Below are 19,509 nucleotides of genomic sequence, written 5' to 3' on the forward strand. Positions count from 1 at the left end.
GGAACGCCGCGCCTTGCCCTGTTTCGCGCGGCCGGACCGGATGTTCCTCCCGAAAACTTCGGGGGGAGTTTTATGTCCTGCGATCGCGGCGCGTCCATGTCGTTTCCAAGCGGTTTCCGCCGTTCGCTCCATCTGGGCGGCGGTTTGCTTGCCCTGGCGCTGAGCGCCACGCTCTGGTTGGGCACAGCCGCCCAAGCGCAGGAAACCCAGATCGTCTATCCCGGCTCGATGGCGGTCACCGGATTTTCCGGCACCGTCATTCCCAATTTCGACTCTGCCGATTCCGAAAGGGGGGGGCTGCCGCCCGGCGTCGACCCGGTCGACGAAACCTTCATCGACACGACGCGCGCCACCTTGCGCGTCTTCGACGTTTCGGCGCTCGGCGGACCGGCTTCCGGCCAGCTCGTCTACACGCCGCCGCCTTTCGAGGTGACGGCCGAACAGATCGGCCAGGTGTTCGCCATTACCTATGATGACGGTGTGCGCGACGGCGTTCCCACGGGCGTCCCCAACCTCTATGCTGGCGCGACCTCGCTGCACGGCATCCGTATCGTCACCCCGGACGAAGATGCCGACGGTCGGCCCGAGCGACAGCGCCGCGGAACCGCAGGCGCCGTCTTCATGGACGGCCAGTTCGGCACGGAAAGCGGTGGCGGTCCGGGCACGATCTGGAAGATCGACGGCATCACCGGCGCGGTCTCCAAATTCGCCGACATTGACACCAACAGCGGTTCCGGCATCGGCGACATCAGCTTCGACAGCAATCACCGCGAGTTCTTCGCCAGCGACCTCGACACGGGCTTCATCCACCGCCTCGACGCCAACGGCACGCTGATCGACACATTCGATCATGGCGTTGCCGGGCGGCCGGCGCATGGGCTGGCTCCCGTCGCCGATGACGGTGCGGTGATGGACATACAGGGTGCTGCCTTCGACTCGGAAGACCCCGACACATGGGGCTACACGCAGGACGAACGCCGCGTCTGGTCCGTCGCCTATCATGGCGGCCGGCTCTATTATTCGGTCGGCGAAAAGGCCGAGATCTGGTCGGTTGGCATTGCCCGCGATGGCAGCTTTGCCGGTGATCCGCGCTGGGAGCTGACGGTCAAGGCCGACAAGGACTACGCCGTCACCGACATCGCCTTCGACAAACAGGGCTTCATGTATCTGGCGCAGCGCGGCCCGGTCGAGAATCGCTACGATTACAGCCAGTTCGCCGATTCCGGCAAGGGCGAGGTCATCCGCTACTGGCGCGAAAACCCGGACGATCCGGCGACGGAATCGGTCTGGGTGGAAGAGCCGCAGGAATATGCAGTCGGCTTCCCGCAAGGCAACCGGCAGTCGGCCGGTGGGCTCGACCTGCAATATGGCTATGACGCCGACGGCAATCTCGACACCGGCGTGTGCACCGACACGCTGGTCAACACCGGCGACAAGCTGCGCGACAACCCGACACTTGCCGACCAGCTCGCCGCCGGCGGGCCGCTTGCCGTGCACGGCGTGCAGATCACGCCGACGCCGTTGGTCAAGCCGGCCAACGTGCCGCCTTTCGGCTCGTGGTTCGTCGACTTCGACGGCTATTTCGAAGACCCGGAAGTGGAAGGCCATGTCGGCGACGTCGAGGTCTGGCACCCCTGCGACGGCCGTGCCGGCTATTATGAAGAGATCCCAGGCGGTTATCTGCCGCCGTTCTATCCGCCGGGCTTCCCACCGCCCGGCGATCTGCCTCCGTGCATCGATGTCGAGGATGTTCAGTTCTACTGCACGCCTCGCGGCCTCCAGGCCGACCTCTATCTCCATGACCATGCCGGCTTTGGCGGCAATTCGATCAAGGTCCAGTCCATGACACCAGGCGTCGGGGTGACATCACCCCAGTCGCATGCTCCCGGTAAGCCTTACACGGTCGACATCACCGGCCATTCTCCGGGCGACAGAGTCGATGTTGGACTTTGCTTCTACAGGCAGTCCGACAAGGACAAGGGTGGCTACTACCCTTGCTGCAAGATGACTTTGCCGCTCAGAACCCCAGCCGTCAGCTGCGAACGTTGAGGAGGGGAAGATGAAAAATCTCGCACTTTCCCCGACGGCGAACAGCAGTCAATCCAACGTCATGGAGACCATCATGAAACCCCTGTCATATGCCAGGCGCGGCGCGCGCTGGCTGATGGCGGCCGGTATCGCGGTCGCCATGTTCACCCCTGTGGCAAGCCACGCCGAAGATGCAGTCCCGATCACTCCGGAACTGCGGCTCGACCTCGACAATTCAAAAATCGTCAATCCGAGGCCGGAACGGATCGTGCCGTTCTTCACCAAAACAGGCACACAGAGGAGCTGCGACTACGTCGTCTACTCCCTGAGCTTTGGCCTGCGCGGCAACTCGCAAGGCTTTGCCGACCCAAGCTTTTCGGCCAGGCTGAAGAAACTCCAACTCGACTTCAAGGATCAGCTTCCGCACGGTCTTGCGATCGTCAACGTCAACGTGTCCGGCGACGGCACGGATGCGTCTGGCGGACCGCTGCCGGGTGCGACAATCAGCACCTCGGCTAATCCGAACGATACGGCAAGGGTTTCCGATTTCCGGATTTCCACCACCGATCTCGACGGCGCTGGGGCTGGCAATGAACGCGTCATCAATTTCAAGATCACCGCCAAGATCGACCATGCGGCGTTTCCTTCGCCGACCATCGTCGACAACCAGGGCATGATCAAGGTGACGCCGGGCGTCGGCACGGGGGCCATCATCCCGTCGCAGGATCCGGGCAAGCCCGACGACGGCGACTACAAGACCGGGGCCAAGACCTCGATCAAGATCGACCTCACCAACTGTGACAAGCGGCCTCCGCCTCCCGACCGGGAATGTTTCAAGGTGGAGCGCGGCACGGTCGATTGCGTGCAAGGCGGCGGCGCGTTCATCTACCACATGCCTGTCGGCCCGGAGATGGGCGGCAAATGGGTGCAGGTATCGACGACGACCCCAGGCATCACCATCATCCCCGACACGCAATTGGTGCCGGCGGGCGGCGGTGTGCTGAACTGGAAGATCGTCGGTGCATCGCCCGGCGACGTCATCCACCTCATCGTCACCGGCATCGAGACCTATGCCGGCCCGAAGGAGGGTTGGGGACTATGCTGCACGCAGACCATCGACATCGTCATCCCGCGTGACTTGAGATGTCCCCCCAAGGACAAGGAACCGGACCTCAAGGTCGAGAAACGCGCCGACGTGACGCGTTGCACGATGGGCGGCGGCTGCGACTTCACCATCAAGGTCACCAATGTCGGCGACGGGCCGTATCACGGCAAGATCGTGCTCGACGAGGTGACGCTGCCGGCCGGCTCGACTCTGGATTCAGGGCCCAACCCGCCCTGGGTATGCATGCCCGGCGTGACCCCGATGACGTGCACCTATCCGGTGACCACGCTCAATCCGGGGGCCTCCATCAACCTCAAGCTCGGCTTCAAGCCGGCGGGTGGTTGGCAAGGCAGCGCGTTGCGCAACTGCGCCACCTATAATTACGGCGCCAGCGGCAAGCCGCTGTTCGGCAGCCAGCAGAACGATCGCGGCTGTGCCTCGATCCCGATCTGCCGGCGTGGCGACCGCGACCGCGATTGCCGGCCCCCAGTCGACAAGAAGGTCGACTTGATCCTGAAGAAGCGTGCCCGCATCCCGGTCTGCACGCCCGACGGCATCTGCTACTTCGTGATCGACATCATCAACAATGGCAGCGTCCCCTATAATGGGCCGTTGACGGTTGTCGACAATTACCCGGGCGGCGCGCCGGCCTCTTCGACCTTCGGCCCGTCTCCGCCCTGGACATGCGGACCGAACGGTCCCGGCCAGTTCCGCTGCGACAATGCCGGCATCGTGCTGATGCCGGGCGCATCGACGCCGATCGTCGTCAAGGCGATCATGCCGGCCGGCTACCAGTCGGATGCGGTCGAGAACTGCGCGGCGCTGAAGCCCGTCCCCGGTGAGGTCGACCTCACCAACAACAAGGCCTGCGCCAAGGAACGCTTCCGTCGTCCCAATGGCGGCAAGCCGACCCTGCGCATAACCAAGGTGTGCAACGGCTCGCTCGCCGGTGCAGCGGTGGTTTCCTGCCGCATCACCGTCATCAGCCTTGGCACCGCTGCCCCCACCGGTCCGGTGCGGGTCAACGATGCTGCCACGCTGATATCGGGTGGCGCGCCGGTCCAGATCCAGACCGTCACACCCGACGGCGCGGAATGGGCCTGCGGAGCGGTTCCGGCCAACGCGCTGTCGTGCCAGATACCCGGCGCCGCGATGACTCCCGGAACATCGAGGCACTTCGATGTGACGGTCTCGGCCAATGGCGCGTTCGAGAACTGCGCACGCGGCTCATACGGCCCGGCCCCTGGAGACGACGTCGTCTACCCGATCGGCCAGGCCTGCGCCAAGGGCGGCGGCACGTCCACCATTAGCGTCAAGAAGACCGGCGATGCCGAGTGCCAGCCGGGGCAACCCTGCTCGTTCGAGATCACCATCACCAATGATGGCCAGACCGCCTTCTCCGGTCCGGTCCGCATCGGCGATGCGATCGGGGTGGACGGCCTGGGGCGGCTGCAAGGCGTCGCGATCACCTCGATCGAACCGCCCTTTGGCTGCTCGCCCGAACCGACGACCTTGCCGTTGACCTGCATTGCCAACCTGACGCTCGGCGCCGGGGAAAGCCATGTGCACAAGGTCACCGTGGTCCTTCCCGACGCTCCCCTGGTCAATCTGCGGGGCAACGTCAGCGGCCAGAACTGCGTCGGCGTCTTGTCTCCCGACACCAGGGTGCAAGGCGGCGGCGACGTACTGCCCGGCGACCTGACCAACGTCCAGGGCGATCGCGGCAAGGCCTATGCCTGCCATCCGTTCACCATCAAGCGCGAGGTGAAGAAGGAATGCTCGCCAGGCTTCGTCATGAACGATGCCGGCCGGTGCGTGTGTCCGGAAGGCACGACGTTCCGCAACGGCCAGTGCTCGCCCGACGGCGGCGTCATCATCCAGCCGAAGGATCCGAGGCCCTGCGTGCTGCTCAAGGGCCAGATCCGCACCGAGGATGGACGCTGTGTCTGCCCGCGCGGAACCGAGCTTGAGAACGGCGCTTGCGTCAAGACCGACAAGCCTGGCTGCACCATCCCCGGTTCGGTCCCGACGTCGGACGGCAATGGCTGCTACTGCCCGGAAGGTACGCATCTCGACCGACAGGCAAATGCCTGCGTGCGCGACAAGCAGAAGCCTCAGGAGTGCGGCATACGCGGCCAGGTTCATGACGCCGATGGCGATTGTGTCTGCCCGCGTGGGACAGAGGTGCGCAATGGAGCCTGCCGGCCGATCCGGCCAAAGCCTGAACAATGCTCGATCCGTGGTCAGATCCAAAACGCCAATGGCGATTGCGTCTGCCCGGACGGCACAGAAGTCAGGGGCAAGGTCTGCCGGCCGATCCGGCCGAAGCCCGAGCAGTGCTCGATCCGCGGCCAGGTCCACGACGCCAACGGCAATTGTGTCTGCCCGCGGGGTACCGAGGTGCAAGGCAATGCCTGCCGGCAGAAGAAGCCTGTGCTGGAACAGTGCGACATACGCGGCCAGGTGCACAACAAGCGCGGCGAGTGTGTTTGCCCGCGCGGCACCCAGGTGATCGACGGCGCATGCCGCAAGCCGAGGCCGCAGGTGGGAGACTGCGCCCCGGGCTCGCAGATGGTCGGCGGCCAGTGCGTGCCGATCATCAGGCGGCGCTGCCCCGAAGGCACCGTTGGTCGGTTCCCGAACTGCAGAGCCATCCGGCAGCAGCCGTCGCTCGATCCGACCCTGTTGCTCAATCCAGGTGTCCTTCAGCAGTTCATACCGAAGCGCACGCCGCAGACGCAGGTACAGCCGCAAAGGGATCCGGCGGCCAACTTCAAGCCATAGGATCTGGATACGAGTCAAAATTCAGAGCCCCGTCGGAGCGATCCGGCGGGGTTTTCCTTGGGCGCGCTGCGGCGATCGGGCGGCCAGGTATTCGCCGAACCCGCTGCCGGGCGCAGCAAATACCGACTTTCCCTTTTCGGGATCATGGTCTAGAGCAGTTCATCGTTTCGTGGAAACGCCGAACCGCTCTATCTCTTTGTTTTCACGCAATTCCGGACGGAAAGCCGTTCCCACTTTTCCTGGAATTGCTCTAGCAGTCGTCAAGGCCGCGCCCGCAAACAGGGCGCCCAAAGGGGCCGCATCATGAGCAGGAAGACCCTGATCGCGCCATCGGTGCTGGCGTCGGATTTCTCGAAGCTCGGCGACGAGGTCGAGGCGGTGGCGGCGGCCGGCGCCGACTGGATTCATCTCGACGTGATGGACGGGCATTTCGTGCCCAACATCACCTTCGGCCCGCCGGTGATCAAGGCCATCCGCAACCGCACCAAGGCCTTTTTCGACTGCCATTTGATGATTGCGCCGGCCGATCCTTATCTGGCCGCCTTTGCCGATGCCGGCTGCGACGGCATGACCGTGCATGCCGAGGCCGGACCGCATCTCGACCGCTCGCTTCAGACCATCAAGGATCTCGGCAAGAAGGCTGGCGTATCGCTCAATCCGGCGACGCCGGAAAGTGCGATCGAATATGTGCTCGACCGGCTTGACCTGATCCTGATCATGACCGTCAATCCGGGCTTTGGCGGCCAGGCCTTCATCCCGGCCATGGTCGACAAGGTCAAGCGGGTGAAAGCGCTGATCGGCAACCGGCCGATTCGCATTGAGATCGACGGCGGCGTGTCGCCGGAAACCGCCCCCCTGGTCACATCAGCCGGCGCCGATGTGCTGGTGGCAGGCGCCGCCATCTTCAAGGGCGGCAGCGTCGAAGCCTACCGGGCCAATATAGAAGCCATCCGAACCGCGGCCGACCGGGCTGCCGGCTGACATCAGTTCCAGGGCAAGTTCCCGGCTGGTCGGTTCTCCTCGGCCTGATCTCCCTGCCTGATCCTTCGATCTCCCAAAAAGCCGTCAACGGGTGGCAGCCGCAAGGGCATCGCGGCAAGCGACAGGATCGCGGCATCCGGCACTAGTTTTGGCCCATAAATCTAGTGGATAACTGCCGAAGGGATCTGCATGCGGGGAGAGGTCAATCCGGCGGCATGACGCGCGTTAAGAAAAAATTATCCGTATTCGGGATCTCGAAGCTGTTTCTCGAGGGCACCTGCCATGCTGGCAGACAAACTTTCTTCAGAAGAACAAGTTTTTCACGATTTTAGTTACTTCCGGCGGATAAGATGCGGTCAACCTTCCTCTTTAAGTCGAATATCGTGATCTTTCGCTTGAGGGGCGGATGCCTTAGGAGTTACAGTAAATTTACAGGGGAAATCGTTTGCTTCGCGAACGGGCTAGCGGAGCATGGGAGAGCTACAGGAGTCATATTGACCTACGGATCTGCCGATGTGAGCGAAGGCGCGGGACCCAAGAGCACACTCGCTAGTACGGTCTATCAACAGCTTCGCGACGATCTCCTGCGCGGCGTGTTTGAAAGTGAAAGCAAGCTTCGTGTCGAATGGGTGGTTTCCCGTTACGGCGCCGGCGCCTCACCGGTTCGCGAGGCCCTCAACCGACTTGCTTCGGAAGGCCTGCTCGGCCGCCACGACCAGCGCGGTTTCTTCATCATGCCGGTCAGTGCCCCGGAACTCGAGGAATTGACGCGCACCCGCTGCTGGCTGGAAGAGCGGGCGCTGCGTGAATCCATTGCCAACCGCACCGGCGAATGGGAAGAGCAGCTCGTGCTGGCCTTGCATCGCCTGGCGCGTGCCCCGCGCCGCTTGCCGGAGGATCCGTCCTCGAACAATCCGGAATGGGAAAAGCTGCACCGCGCCTTCCATCGGGCACTGATCGCAGGCTGCCGCTCGCATTGGCTGACCGGCTTTTGCGACCAGCTTTCGGATCAGGCCTCCCGTTACCGGCTGATCTCCCAGGACGGCAGCGAGCGCGACGAAATCAGTGAACATCGGCTGATTGCGGAGCGCACGGTGGATGGCGATGCCGACGGCGCCGTTGAAGCCCTCCTCAACCACTACCGTCTGACGGCAGCCATGTGCATGGAGCGCTTCAACGACAGCGGCGATCCACGCGTGAGCGCCACCAAGGCGCTGCGCAGCCGCAGATAGAAGCGCTTCCGGTCCGCTATCCAAAATCCGCCCGCTATCCAAAATCGCCCGTTATCCAAGTCCGCTTGCCTTCATCTGATCGGCGGCAAACCCGATTTCACGTTTTTGCCGGACGGAGGCGAAATCGTTTCCTTTGTTCCAAGGCCATCCGGCTCTAAATCAAAGGGATAGAGCATGATGTCCTCCGAAAACCGCTTCACACTTTTCGGCATCATCTCTAGGGAATGCGCATGACCAATCACCTGTTCGACGCGTTCCGCAGCCGGATTTCAGCCTCCGAGCGCATCCTGATGGCGACCGATGACGGACGCGCGATCGCCTATGGCGACATGCTGGCGCAATCGGCACAGCTGGCACATGCGCTGAGGCATTTCGGCGTCGAGCCGGGCGACCGCGTTGCCGTGCAGGTCGAAAAAAGCCCTGAATGCATTTTCCTTTACCTCGCCTGCCTGCGCGCCGGCGCGGTCTTCCTGCCGCTCAACACCGCCTACACGCTGGCCGAACTCGGCTATTTCTTCGGTGATGCCGAGCCGCGGCTGGTCGTCTGCGACCCGGCCCGCGCCGGCGCTATCGCGCCGTTGGCGCACGCGTCGGGTGCTGCCACCTTCACGCTTGGCAGCAATGGTGAGGGCTCGCTGACCGAACTGGCGGCACAACAGCCCACGGATTTCGACGCCGTGGCGCGCGGGCCGAACGATCTGGCCGCAATCCTTTACACATCGGGCACCACCGGACGCTCCAAGGGCGCCATGCTCAGCCACGAAAACCTGGCCTCCAATGCGCGCGTGCTGGTCGAGCAATGGCGTTTCACCGGGGATGACGTGCTGATCCATGCCCTGCCGATCTTCCACACGCACGGCCTGTTCGTCGCCACCAACGTCACCCTGATGGCCGGCGCCTCGATGCTGTTCGAGCAGAAATTCGACGCCGGCCGCATCGTCTCGCTCTTGCCCCGCGCGACAGTGCTGATGGGGGTGCCGACCTTCTATACCAGGCTCCTGCAGCAGGACGGGCTGGATGCCCAGGCGGCGAAGAACATCCGCCTGTTCGTTTCCGGCTCGGCGCCGCTGCTCGCCGAAACGCACAACGCCTGGCGCGAGCGCACCGGCCACGCCATTCTCGAGCGCTACGGCATGACCGAGACCAACATGAACACGTCGAACCCCTATGAGGGCGAGCGTCGGGCCGGCACGGTCGGCTTCCCGCTGCCCGGCGTTTCGCTGCGCATCGCCGACCCTGACAGCGGCGATGCGCTTGGCCAGGGTGAAGTCGGCATGATCGAGGTCAAAGGTCCGAATGTCTTTTCCGGCTATTGGCGCATGCCGGAAAAAACCAAGGCGGAGTTTCGCAAGGACGGCTTCTTCATCACCGGCGACCTCGGCATCATCGACGCGGACGGCTACGTCCACATCGTCGGCCGCGGCAAGGATCTCATTATCTCCGGCGGCTACAACATCTATCCCAAGGAGATCGAGAGCGAGATCGACGCCGTTGCCGGCGTCTTGGAAAGTGCCGTCATCGGAATTGCCCATCCCGATTTCGGCGAAGGCGTCACCGCTGTCGTGGTGCGGGCGCCGGCATCGCAGATCACCGGGGCCGAGATCGTTGGCGCCATTGCCGGCCAGCTGGCCAAATACAAGCACCCGAAGCAGGTGATCTTCGTCGATGAGCTGCCGCGCAACACGATGGGCAAGGTGCAGAAGAACCTGCTGCGCGAGACCTACAAGGGTCTCTACGGCTAATCCATAGCCGGCTAATGTCTTTGCCCAAGCGCTTCGCCTGGACATCTGTTCGCGGTTCGGCAGTGGCGCCTTTTACCTGCGCGGCTTTTTCACCCGAGTGCTGGAACCCCACAAAGCGCGGTTCAGCAGGCTGCGTTTGCGCTTGCGCGGGATGAGGTCGACGTCGCTGACGAGCTTGGCGCCGCCCTCGCGCCGCTCCAGGGTGATCTTGCGGCTGTGGAAGGCTTCGAGCTCCGCACGATGCGCCACGCTGATGATGGTGACGTCAGGCAGTTCGCGGATCACCGTCAACATCATCGTGTCCTGGCTCTTCTCGTCGAGCGCCGAAGTCGCTTCATCCAGCACCACGATATCGGGGCGATGCAGCAGCAGGCGCGCGAAGGCGAGGCGTTGCTTTTCGCCGCCCGACAGCGTCTGGTCCCATGGCGCCTCTTCCTTGATCCTGCCGGTGAGATAGCCAAGCCCCACCTTGTCGAGGGCAGCCTTGATTTGCTTGATGGTCCACTTGTCCGCCGCCGCGGGATAGGCGACCGCGCGGCGAAGCGTTCCGGAAGGGATGTAGGGGCGTTGCGGCAGCATGAACAGGCGCCTGTCGGTGTGGAAATTGACGCTGCCGCCGCCCCATGGCCACAGGCCCGCGACGGCCCGCACCAGCGTCGACTTGCCTGAACCGGATTCGCCTGAAACCAGCACCCGCTCGCCCGGCTCGATCACGACCTCGGTTTCCTTGACCACGGAGGTGCCGTCGTCGAGTGTCACGGAAAGATTGTCGAGGCTGAGGATGGCGCCGTCTTCGGCTTCGCCTCGGTTGATGCGTCCGAGCGCATCGCTCTGCTCGGCGCGCTCGAGCCCGTCTAGCGACATCATCAGCGAGGCAATGCGCCGCGCGGAGGCGTTCCAGTCGGCAAGGCGCGGATAGTTGTCGACCAGCCAGCCGAACGCGCCTTGCACGATGCCAAAGGCAGACGCCGCCTGCATCACCTCGCCAAGCGTCATCGAGCCTTCGAGGAATTTTGGCGCGCACAAAAGGATCGGCACGACCGGCGCAAACAGGCTCGATCCCTGCGACACCGCCGCCGTGCGCATGTGCTGTCCGGTCAGCAGAGCCCATTGCCTCAGCACGTGGCCGAAATTTCTGTCGATGCCGCTGCGCTCCTCGTCCTCGCCTCCCAGCAAGGCGATGCTCTCGCCGTTTTCGCGCACGCGCGTCAGCGTGTAGCGCAGTTCGGCCTCCGCCTGGTTCTTCCGCTCGGAGAGCTGGACGAAATCGCGGCCGATGACCACCATCGAGGTCGAGGTGATGGCGGCATAGATGATCGCGGTGATGACCAGAAAGCCGGGAATGGTGATGCTCTCACGGCCGATCGGCAGGGTGAGCGCGCCGCCGATGGTCCACAGCACGACGATAAAGGTCGAGGCCGACAGGAACGCGTTGAGGACGCCGGCGGTGAAATCGACCGGCGACTCGGTGGCGATGCGCAGATCCTCGGTCATGCGGGCCTCGGGGTTCTGGTGGTCGCCGCCCACGAGGTTCAGCTGGTAGTAGCGGCCGTTTGCCAGCCAGCGCGCGACGACCCCGGTGGTCAGCCAGGAACGCCAGCGGCGCTGGATCGTCATGCGCAGGTAGACCTGCGCGACGACAAGGCTGCCGCTGCAGATCACCAGCGGCACGAATACGGCGCTGAGGAGATAGACCGTGCGGGCGTTGCGCTGCTCGAGGGCATCGAACATCGAGCGGTTCCAGACGTTGATGCCATACTGGAAACCGATGTTGATGCAGATCAGCAGCAGCACTCCGATCGTCAAAGGCCAGGCGAGCTTGTCGCCATGCCTCCCCCAATAGCCGCGCCCGCTGATCCAGAAACGCCGCAGCAGATATTTCTTGCGCGCCTGCTCGGCCTGCTCCGGCGTCAGCTTGGGATCGGGTTCGACGGCATCCGGCGGCGGCGCAGCCTCGCCAACGGGCTCGGACGCGGCTTCGGCGGCCGATGCTTTTTTCTCGCGCGGCGTGCCCTCGCGCGGTCCATCTCCGCGCGTTTGCCGTGACGGCTTTTCCCGACGCGACTTCGTGGCATCGCGCGCTTCGATGCCGTCGGCCGGTTTCGATTTGGGTTTTGCCTCGGACATATGCCCCGACAACGACCTTCATATCAAAAGGTTTCATGGTATGCGCCTGCCCGACGTTTCAGGAAACGCCCGTCATTGCTGATATAAAAGCCCAACGACATGTTCTGCGATGGCGAGGCTGGCGGTAAGGCCAGGGCTCTCGATGCCGAACAGATTCACGATCTGACCGCCCCCGTGGTCAGCCGGTCCCCGGATGACGAAGTCGGCGGCCGGCTGGCCTGGACCGGACAGTTTCGGCCTGACGCCGGCATATGCCGGTTGCAGGGCGCCGTCCGCCAGGCCGGACCAGTAGCGCCTGATTTCGTCGTAGAAGGCATCGCCTCGTGCGGGATCGACGGTATAGTCGACGCGATCGATCCATTCGACATCCGGGCCAAAGCGCGCGCTCCCCGACATGTCGAGGGTCAGATGCACGCCGAGGCCGCCATGGACTGGCACCGGATAGATCAGCCGCGAAAAGGGCGAGCGACCGGAAAGCGCGAAATAATTGCCGCGCGCCAGCCACAGCGGCGGAACACGGTCTTGCGGGAGGCCTTCGATGCGGCCGGCGAGCGCCTGCGCGTCGAGGCCGGCGGCGTTGATGAAGGCGCCGGTCTTCAAGGTGAAACCCTCGCCATCGGCGTCGCGCGTGTCGATCCGGATGCCGTCGGCTTCGATGCTCGCGCCTGAGACAACGGTGAGCAAGGCGAAAGATGCGCCGGCCGCTTCCGCGTCTCCACGCAATGACAGCATCAGCGCCTGGCTGTCGACGATGCCGGTCGACGGCGACAGCAGCGCGCCGGCGCAGCTCAGCGCCGGTTCCAGGCTTTCGGCCTCTGCGCGCGTCAAAAGCTTGAGGTCACCGACTCCGCATTGCGCCGCGTTGATCTGGATCGCCTGCAGTTTGTCCAACTGGTCGGGTTCGACGGCAACGATCAGTTTGCCGGTGCGATGATGGGCGACGTCGTGCTCGCGGCAATAGGCATAGAGACGCTCCCGGCGTATAATGAAGCCCGGCATGGATGACTTCCGAATTGCGCGAACTGGTGCCCGTGCCGATGGCTGCGGCCTTCTCGACCACCAGCACCTCGCGGCCCGGCAGCGCCAGCGCGCGGGCAATGGCGAGGCCGACAACACCGGCTCCGGCGACAACGCAGTCGACATCATGCATGGGTGGACTTTAGCGCGGACTGTCCGCGCCTGCAAAAACCTTGTCGCCGCCGATCCAGACGCCGTTGACGTCGAGGGCGTCCGACAGAGCGACGATATCGGCAGCCGTGCCATTGGCGAAGCGGCCGAGCCGGTGGGCCTGGCCGACCGCCTGCGCCGGATAGAGCGAGGCCATGCGCAACGCTTCCGACAGGTCCAGCCCGACGATCCTGTGCATGTAGCGGACGGCCGAGATCATATCGAGATCGGCGCCGGCCAGCGTGCCGTCGGCCAGCCTCAGGCTGCCATCCTTGCGATAGATGATGCGGCCGTTAAGGGTGAACGACGTCATGTCGGTGCCGATCGTCGCCATGGCGTCGGTGACCAGCACGATCCTGCCCGGCCCCTGCTTGGCGCGCAGCGCGATTGCCATGGTGGCGGGATCGACATGGATGCCGTCGGCGATGATCCCGGCCGACAGACTGCCTATGTCGATGGCCGCACCCGCCAGCCCCGGCTCACGGTTGCCGATCTGGCTCATGGCGTTGAACAGATGTGTGACCACGCTGGCGCCGGCATCGGCAAAGGCTCTGGCCGTGGCGTAGCCGGTGTCGGAATGGCCGAGGCTGACAATCACACCGGCCTTGGCCAAGGCCGCAACGCGGGCAGGCTCGACGGATTCAGGCGCTATCGTCGTCAGCAGCACCGGCAGGTTTTTGCGTGCCGCGACCAGCGCCGCTTCATCCGCATCCGTCATCGGCCGGATCAGCGCCGGTTCATGCGCGCCCTTGCGAGCGACGGAGAGATGCGGCCCTTCGAGATGCAGGCCGAGAAATCCCGGCAGTTTTTGCCGTGCCGCCCCGGTGCCGGCGGCAATGGCCGCGGCGGTGATGTCAGGCGTATCTGTGATCAGCGTCGGCAGCAGTGCGGTCGTGCCGAACGGCGCATGCGCCCGGCAGATTGTTGCCAGCGAGGCGACATCGGGATGGTCGTTGAGCATGACGCCGCCGCCGCCATTGACCTGCAGGTCGACAAAACCCGGCACCAGCATGCCGCCCCCGGCGTCGATGCGGGCAACGCCCGACGGAATGGCGCCGACGGGATGAATGCCTTCGACCACATCGCCGTGCACGACAAGGGCGGCGTTGTCATGCCAGTCGTCGCCATCGAAAATTCGGGCGCCAGTCAGGGCAAAACGGTCGCTCATACGGTTTCCGTCACCTTGCGCAGATTGCGCGGTACATCCGGATCGAGGCCGCGATGGCGGGCGAAGGCTTCGACGAAGCCGTAGAAGGAGACGATCAGCGTCAGCGGGTCAGTCAAGGGATGACCGGTGGCGACATGCGGCAGCCGCGCCGCGCTCTTGGCTTTGTCCGAGGTTACAAAAACTGCTGCACCCTTGCCGGCAAGGTTGTCGGCAGCCTCTGCCACGGACGGCTCGGAGGCATCGCGGGCGGCGAGCGCCAGCACCGGGAAGCCTGGCCCGACCAGGGCCAGCGGGCCGTGCATGACTTCGGCGGCGCTATAGGCCTCTGCATGCATGCCGCAGGTCTCCTTGAATTTCAGCGCCGCCTCGTTGGCCATCGCCGCCGACGGGCCACGTCCCAGGATGAACAGCGATTGCGGCGTCTCCAATGCGCCGGCCAGCGCCATCCAGTCGCAGGCGATCGCCTTGCTGAAATGCTCGGGCAGGCGGGCAAGGGCGGCCAGCAGTCTGTCGTCGCCGGTGCAATGCGCCATCAGCGCCAGGCCGGCGACCGCCGAATTGACGAATGTCTTGGTCGCCGCGACGCTGCGCTCGGGGCCGGCCAGAATGTCGATGGCAAAATCCGAAGCCCGCGCCAGCGGCGAATCGGCGGTGTTGGTGATGGCGACGGTGAGCGCACCGCCGGCTCGTGCCGTCTCGGCCATGGCGACGATATCAGGGCTTTTGCCGGATTGCGAGATGGCGAGGCAAGCCGAACCGGCGAGCTTGAGCTTGGCGCCGTAGATCGAGGCGACCGATGGACCGACCGAAGCGACGGCCAGGCCGGCGGTCAGTTCGACGGCATATTTCATGAAGGTGGCGGCATGGTCGGACGAACCGCGCGCGACGGTAACGACGAAGCTCGGATCGCGCTCGCGAATGCCGCGTCCGGCCTCGGTCAGCACCGCCGCCGAGCCATCGAGCAGACGCGCGACGGCTTGCGGAATTTCGTCGATCTCGCGCCGCATATGGGTGGTCTTGGGGATCATGGTCGGCCCTCTTCGCTCGGCCCTGTCAGGCGCAGTTCGGCGACGAAATCATAGGCGTCGCCGCGGTAGATGGAGCGGGTGAACTCGATCACCTTGCCGCTCGCGAGATAGGAAATGCGTTCGATGTGCAGGCCGGCAATGCCGGATGGCACTTCGAGCAGACGCGCATCGGCGTCGCCGAGATTGGCGGCGGAAATGCGCTGCACCGCCCGCACCGGCCGGTTGCCGGTCAGTTGCAGCGCCGCATAGAGTGACGAGCCTATCCCGGCCGGATCCGGCAGCACGCTGGCCGACAACGAGGCGCGCTCGATGGCCAGCGGCGTGTCGTTTGCGATGCGCAGGCGCGCCACGCGCGCCACCAGCTCGTTCGAGGACAGGCCGAGCACCATCATCTCGTCGGGCGAGGGCGGGTAGAGGTCGCGGTCGAGCCAGGCTGAACGCACCGCCATGCCGCGCCTTGCCATGTCCTCGGTGAATGAAGTGAGCCTGGACAGCGACTGCTCGACGCGCTCCATGCGCGGCGCCACGAAGGTGCCGGAGCCGTGGCGCTGCACGAGGATGCCGCCCTTGACTAGGTCCTGCACCGCCTTGCGGACGGTGACGCGCGAAATGTCGGCCTTGGTGGCGATGTCGCGCTCGGAAGGCAGCGCATCGCCCGGCCCGATCAGGCCGCGATTGACGGCGTCCTCGATGCTTTTCCTGAGCTGCAGGTAGAGCGGGGCGCCGCTCTGCGACGACTGCCTCAGCGTGGCGAAGATCTGGTCGGCGGCATCGCTCATCGCGTCGCCTCCGCTTTGACGAAGATGCGGGCCGCCATCTGCACGGCGCCGCCCAGCGCATCGTCGAGCGGCGCTTTCAGCAGCGCCTGGTAGCGCTGGGAAAGGCGCGGCCCATAGAGCGGCGCCAGCCCGCCGAGCAGGCAGAGCGGGGCGTCATCAGAGAGGTCGAGCGCGTGGAGCGACGCCTCGACATCGGCAACCGACTTGTCCACGATCCAGTTGGCGACGCTGTCGCCCTTCTCGGCATGCTCGAAAACCTTGGGCGCGAAGCCGCCGAAATCGCCGGGCTTGGCATTGGTGGTGAACTCGACCACGTCTTCGGGATTGTTGCGGAAAATGGCCATCATGCTGTCGGTCAGGGCTGAGCGCGGCCGGACGCCGTCATGGGCGAGCAGCGTCTGCTCCAGCAGGTCGCGGCCGATCCGGGCGCCGCTGCCTTGATCACCGACCTGAAAGCCCCAGCCGCCGATGGCGCGCGACGTGCCGCCCTTGCGCGCCATATAGGCGGTGCCGGTGCCGAGGATGGCCATGGCGCCGTCACCAGAGCCGACTGCCCCTTCGAGCGCGATCTCGGCGTCCGTCTCGACGCGGCTGATGCTGAACGGCAGGATTGCTTCAAGCTGCTGGCGGTAGGTGCCGACATTGGCGCCGGCAAGGCCGAGAATGGCTGGTGTCTGCGGGATCAGGTCCGGATCTTGCCCGGCGGCGATGAAGGCCTGACGAGCAGCCTCGACGATGTGGGTGCGAGCGCCGGTGAGATCGGTGCGGATGTTGGCGGCGCCGCTTTTGGCACGGCCAATGACAACGCCATCGCCTGTCGCAAGGGCTGCCCTGCAGCTGGTGCCGCCGCCGTCGATACCGAGCACGAATTTCACGCGATGTCTCCTCCGGGCGGATAATACCAATAAAATACCAATAGCCAAGGGATTAATTTCGTTTCAAAAAGATTAAGGCGTATCAGGTTGAAAAACCCGGGAATTCGCCGGCTCAACGATTTCCAGTTCGCAATTTCGTTAATGCGTGTGGACAAGTGGTATTTTTTTGGTATTGTTCTTCCATCGGAGGGACAGGGATGGCCGAACCGCGCACCGAAGCGCTTCACAGCAATGCCGAGGGACTGGACATCCAGGCCCCGGACGCCATCCTTTCTTCTTTGGTCAATGCGCAGATCGAGGCCGCCAAGGCTGTGCGCGACGCCATTCCCGCCATCGCCGCCGCAGCCGAAATCATCGCCGGGCGGCTGAACGGCGGCGGCAAGCTCGCCTATGCTGCGGCCGGCAGCTCCGGCCTGATGGCGCTGGCCGACGCGCTGGAGTTGCCCGGCACCTTCGGCATCAAGCGCGAACGCATCGCCATCCTCATCGCCGGTGGCGACGACGCTTTCAAGACCCTGGCCGGCGGACCGGAAGACGACACCGACGAAGCCTCGACGGCAATTGCCGGCGCCGGCATCGGCAAGGGCGACTGCCTGATCGCGATTTCGGCCAGCGGCTCGACGCCCTATGCGGTGCAGGCGCTGAAGGATGCGCGCAGCCGGGGCGCGGCAACCATCGCCATTGCCAACAACAAGGACACGCCCCTGCTCAGGCTGGCCGACGTCGCCATCCTGCTCGAGACGCCACCGGAGGTGATTGCCGGCTCGACGCGCATGGGCGCCGGCACTGCCCAGAAGATCGCGCTCAACATGCTGTCGACGCTTACCGCCATTCATCTCGGCCATGTCCATGACGGCTACATGGTCAATCTCACCGCCGACAACATCAAGCTGCGCGACCGCGCGGCTCGCATCGTCGCCGCTATCAGCGGTCGCGACCGGCAAGACGCCGTGCGGCTGCTCGAAGCGAGCGGCGGCGTCGTCAAGACAGCCATTCTGCTCGCCGCCGGCGCTGCCAACGCCGTTGCGGCCGAGAAGATACTGGAAGGGACCGGCCAGAAGCTGCGGCCGGCCCTTTCCGCGATCGAGGGGAACAAGGGCGCGAAGGCCCCTGTTCTCAAAACCGAACCTGAAAAAGGTCAACAGGGAGACTAGCATGACAACGAAATTACTGACGGCACTGCTTCTCGGCACCAGCATTCTCGGCACCGCCGGGTTGGCTCACGCCGATGACGTAACGCTCAATATCGAAAGCTGGCGCGGCGACGACCTTGCCATCTGGAAGGACAAGCTGATCCCGGCTTTTGAGGCCAAGAACCCGGGCATCAAAGTGGTGTTCGCACCGTCGGCGCCGACCGAGTATGACGCCGCACTCGGCGCCAAGCTCGCCGCCGGCTCGGCTGGCGACCTGATCACCTGCCGCCCGTTCGACAAGTCGCTCGAACTGTTCAAGAAGGGCAACCTTGCCGACCTGTCGGCGCTGCCCGGCATGGAAAACTTTTCGCCCGTTGCCAAGGCCGCCTGGCAGACCGACGACGGCAAGGCGAGCTTCTGCGTGCCGATGGCCTCGGTCATTCACGGCTTCATCTACAACAAGGACGCCTTCGACAAGCTCGGCCTCAAGGTGCCGACGACGCGTGACGAGTTCTTCGCCGCGCTCGACAAGATCAAGGCCGACGGCACCTACATCCCGATGGCCATGGGCACCAAGGACCTCTGGGAAGCCGCGACCATGGGCTATCAGAACATCGGTCCGAACTACTGGAAGGGCGAAGAGGGCCGCGCAGCGCTGATCAAGGGCGACCAGAAGCTGACCGACAAGGACTGGGTTGCTCCCTATGAGGAACTGGCCAAGTGGAAGCCTTATCTCGGCGACGGCTTCGAGGCCCAGACCTATCCGGACAGCCAGAACCTGTTCACGCTTGGCCGCGCCGCCATCTACCCGGCGGGATCGTGGGAGATCGGCCTGTTCAACACCCAGGCGCAGTTCAAGATGGGCGCCTTCCCGCCGCCGGTCGAGAAGGCCGGCGACACCTGCTACATCTCCGACCATACCGATATCGGCATGGGCCTGAATGCGGCGTCGAAGAATGCCGACGCGGCCAAGACCTTTCTGTCCTGGGTCGCCTCGCCGGACTTCGCCACCATCTACGCCAACGCACTGCCGGGCTTCTTCAGCCTAAATTCCACCCCGGTGAAGATGGAAGACCCGCTGGCGCAGGAATTCGTCTCCTGGCGCGACAAGTGCAAGTCGACGATCCGCTCGACCTACCAGATCCTGTCGCGCGGCACGCCGAACCTCGAGAACGAAACCTGGGTTGAATCGGCCAACGTCATCAACGGCACCGACACGCCGGAAGCTGCCGCCAAGAAGCTGCAGGACGGCCTCGACAGCTGGTACAAGCCGGGCAAGTAAGCTCAGAGACAGACAGGGCCCCAAGTGGACGGCCCTGCGTTTTTCGAAAGCATCATCGACTGCGAACGACGGCGCCGC

12 protein-coding genes and 1 pseudogene are annotated in these 19,509 nt (G+C 64.4%); 7 read left to right on the forward strand and 6 right to left on the reverse strand.

Features of this window, described 5'->3' with window-relative positions:
- Positions 1–96: 96 nt before the first annotated feature.
- The 5 genes from AC3EML_RS06415 (at position 97) to AC3EML_RS06435 (ending at position 9,872) form a co-directional block, all read left to right on the forward strand.
- Positions 97–2,049, forward strand: coding sequence for an NHL repeat-containing protein (locus tag AC3EML_RS06415; protein WP_488505175.1), 1,953 nt, complete (start codon positions 97–99; stop codon positions 2,047–2,049).
- Positions 2,050–2,059: 10 nt separating this feature from the next.
- Positions 2,060–5,917, forward strand: a complete 3,858-nt coding sequence (locus AC3EML_RS06420) for a DUF7929 domain-containing protein (RefSeq protein ID WP_488505176.1) — start codon at positions 2,060–2,062, stop codon at positions 5,915–5,917.
- Positions 5,918–6,220: 303 nt separating this feature from the next.
- Complete coding sequence (gene rpe / locus AC3EML_RS06425; protein WP_023746599.1) at positions 6,221–6,898, forward strand: ribulose-phosphate 3-epimerase; 678 nt, start codon at positions 6,221–6,223, stop codon at positions 6,896–6,898.
- Between the two features lie 494 nt (positions 6,899–7,392).
- On the forward strand, positions 7,393–8,130 hold the full coding sequence (locus AC3EML_RS06430) for a GntR family transcriptional regulator (RefSeq protein WP_023694237.1): 738 nt from the start codon (positions 7,393–7,395) through the stop codon (positions 8,128–8,130).
- Between the two features lie 230 nt (positions 8,131–8,360).
- A complete protein-coding gene (locus AC3EML_RS06435) occupies positions 8,361–9,872 on the forward strand; it encodes a malonate--CoA ligase (protein ID WP_031196999.1) in 1,512 nt (503 codons plus the stop codon).
- 72 nt (positions 9,873–9,944) lie between these two features.
- Here the strand turns inward: AC3EML_RS06435 and AC3EML_RS06440 are convergent, their stop codons facing one another.
- The 6 genes and pseudogenes from AC3EML_RS06440 to AC3EML_RS06465 all read right to left on the reverse strand — a co-directional run bounded on the left by AC3EML_RS06440 (position 9,945) and on the right by AC3EML_RS06465 (position 17,016).
- Positions 9,945–11,999, reverse strand: a complete 2,055-nt coding sequence (locus AC3EML_RS06440) for an ABC transporter ATP-binding protein/permease (protein ID WP_023816378.1) — start codon at positions 11,997–11,999, stop codon at positions 9,945–9,947.
- A gap of 72 nt (positions 12,000–12,071) precedes the next feature.
- Positions 12,072–13,086, reverse strand: a pseudogene (locus AC3EML_RS06445) (NAD(P)/FAD-dependent oxidoreductase).
- 72 nt (positions 13,087–13,158) lie between these two features.
- Positions 13,159–14,334, reverse strand: coding sequence for an N-acetylglucosamine-6-phosphate deacetylase (gene nagA, locus AC3EML_RS06450; protein ID WP_023806186.1), 1,176 nt, complete (start codon positions 14,332–14,334; stop codon positions 13,159–13,161).
- On the reverse strand, positions 14,331–15,362 hold the full coding sequence (locus AC3EML_RS06455; RefSeq protein WP_023684262.1) for an SIS domain-containing protein: 1,032 nt from the start codon (positions 15,360–15,362) through the stop codon (positions 14,331–14,333). Before AC3EML_RS06455 ends, nagA begins: the two co-directional genes overlap by 4 nt.
- Positions 15,359–16,141: a GntR family transcriptional regulator gene (locus AC3EML_RS06460; RefSeq protein ID WP_023668847.1), complete on the reverse strand. Its 783-nt coding sequence runs from the start codon at positions 16,139–16,141 to the stop codon at positions 15,359–15,361. Before AC3EML_RS06460 ends, AC3EML_RS06455 begins: the two co-directional genes overlap by 4 nt.
- Positions 16,138–17,016 carry a glucosamine kinase nucleotide-binding domain-containing protein gene (locus tag AC3EML_RS06465; RefSeq protein WP_023668846.1) on the reverse strand — a complete coding sequence of 293 codons (879 nt, stop codon included), beginning with the start codon at positions 17,014–17,016 and terminating at the stop codon, positions 16,138–16,140. Before AC3EML_RS06465 ends, AC3EML_RS06460 begins: the two co-directional genes overlap by 4 nt.
- Positions 17,017–17,213: 197 nt before the next feature.
- Here AC3EML_RS06465 and AC3EML_RS06470 point away from each other — a divergent pair, with 197 nt between their 5' ends.
- Both AC3EML_RS06470 and AC3EML_RS06475 read left to right on the forward strand, forming a co-directional pair.
- Complete coding sequence (locus AC3EML_RS06470; RefSeq protein WP_023696935.1) at positions 17,214–18,170, forward strand: N-acetylmuramic acid 6-phosphate etherase; 957 nt, start codon at positions 17,214–17,216, stop codon at positions 18,168–18,170.
- 1 nt (position 18,171) lies between these two features.
- The gene (locus AC3EML_RS06475) at positions 18,172–19,431 is read left to right on the forward strand and encodes an ABC transporter substrate-binding protein (protein ID WP_023668844.1); all 1,260 of its coding nucleotides are present in this window, start codon (positions 18,172–18,174) and stop codon (positions 19,429–19,431) included.
- The last annotated feature ends 78 nt before the right edge of the window (positions 19,432–19,509 follow it).

This window comes from Mesorhizobium sp. P170090 (assembly GCF_057786115.1).

What these genes read in the sequence shown, in the direction of transcription:
- AC3EML_RS06415 (WP_488505175.1), top strand. Translation starts at nt 97, where the DNA reads ATGTCGTTTCCAAGCGGTTTCCGCCGTTCGCTCCATCTGGGCGGCGGT.
- AC3EML_RS06420 (WP_488505176.1), top strand. Translation starts at nt 2,060, where the DNA reads ATGAAAAATCTCGCACTTTCCCCGACGGCGAACAGCAGTCAATCCAAC.
- rpe (WP_023746599.1), top strand. Translation starts at nt 6,221, where the DNA reads ATGAGCAGGAAGACCCTGATCGCGCCATCGGTGCTGGCGTCGGATTTC.
- AC3EML_RS06435 (WP_031196999.1), top strand. Translation starts at nt 8,361, where the DNA reads ATGACCAATCACCTGTTCGACGCGTTCCGCAGCCGGATTTCAGCCTCC.
- AC3EML_RS06440 (WP_023816378.1), bottom strand. Translation starts at nt 11,999, where the DNA reads ATGTCCGAGGCAAAACCCAAATCGAAACCGGCCGACGGCATCGAAGCG.
- nagA (WP_023806186.1), bottom strand. Translation starts at nt 14,334, where the DNA reads ATGAGCGACCGTTTTGCCCTGACTGGCGCCCGAATTTTCGATGGCGAC.
- AC3EML_RS06455 (WP_023684262.1), bottom strand. Translation starts at nt 15,362, where the DNA reads ATGATCCCCAAGACCACCCATATGCGGCGCGAGATCGACGAAATTCCG.
- AC3EML_RS06460 (WP_023668847.1), bottom strand. Translation starts at nt 16,141, where the DNA reads ATGAGCGATGCCGCCGACCAGATCTTCGCCACGCTGAGGCAGTCGTCG.
- AC3EML_RS06470 (WP_023696935.1), top strand. Translation starts at nt 17,214, where the DNA reads ATGGCCGAACCGCGCACCGAAGCGCTTCACAGCAATGCCGAGGGACTG.
- AC3EML_RS06475 (WP_023668844.1), top strand. Translation starts at nt 18,172, where the DNA reads ATGACAACGAAATTACTGACGGCACTGCTTCTCGGCACCAGCATTCTC.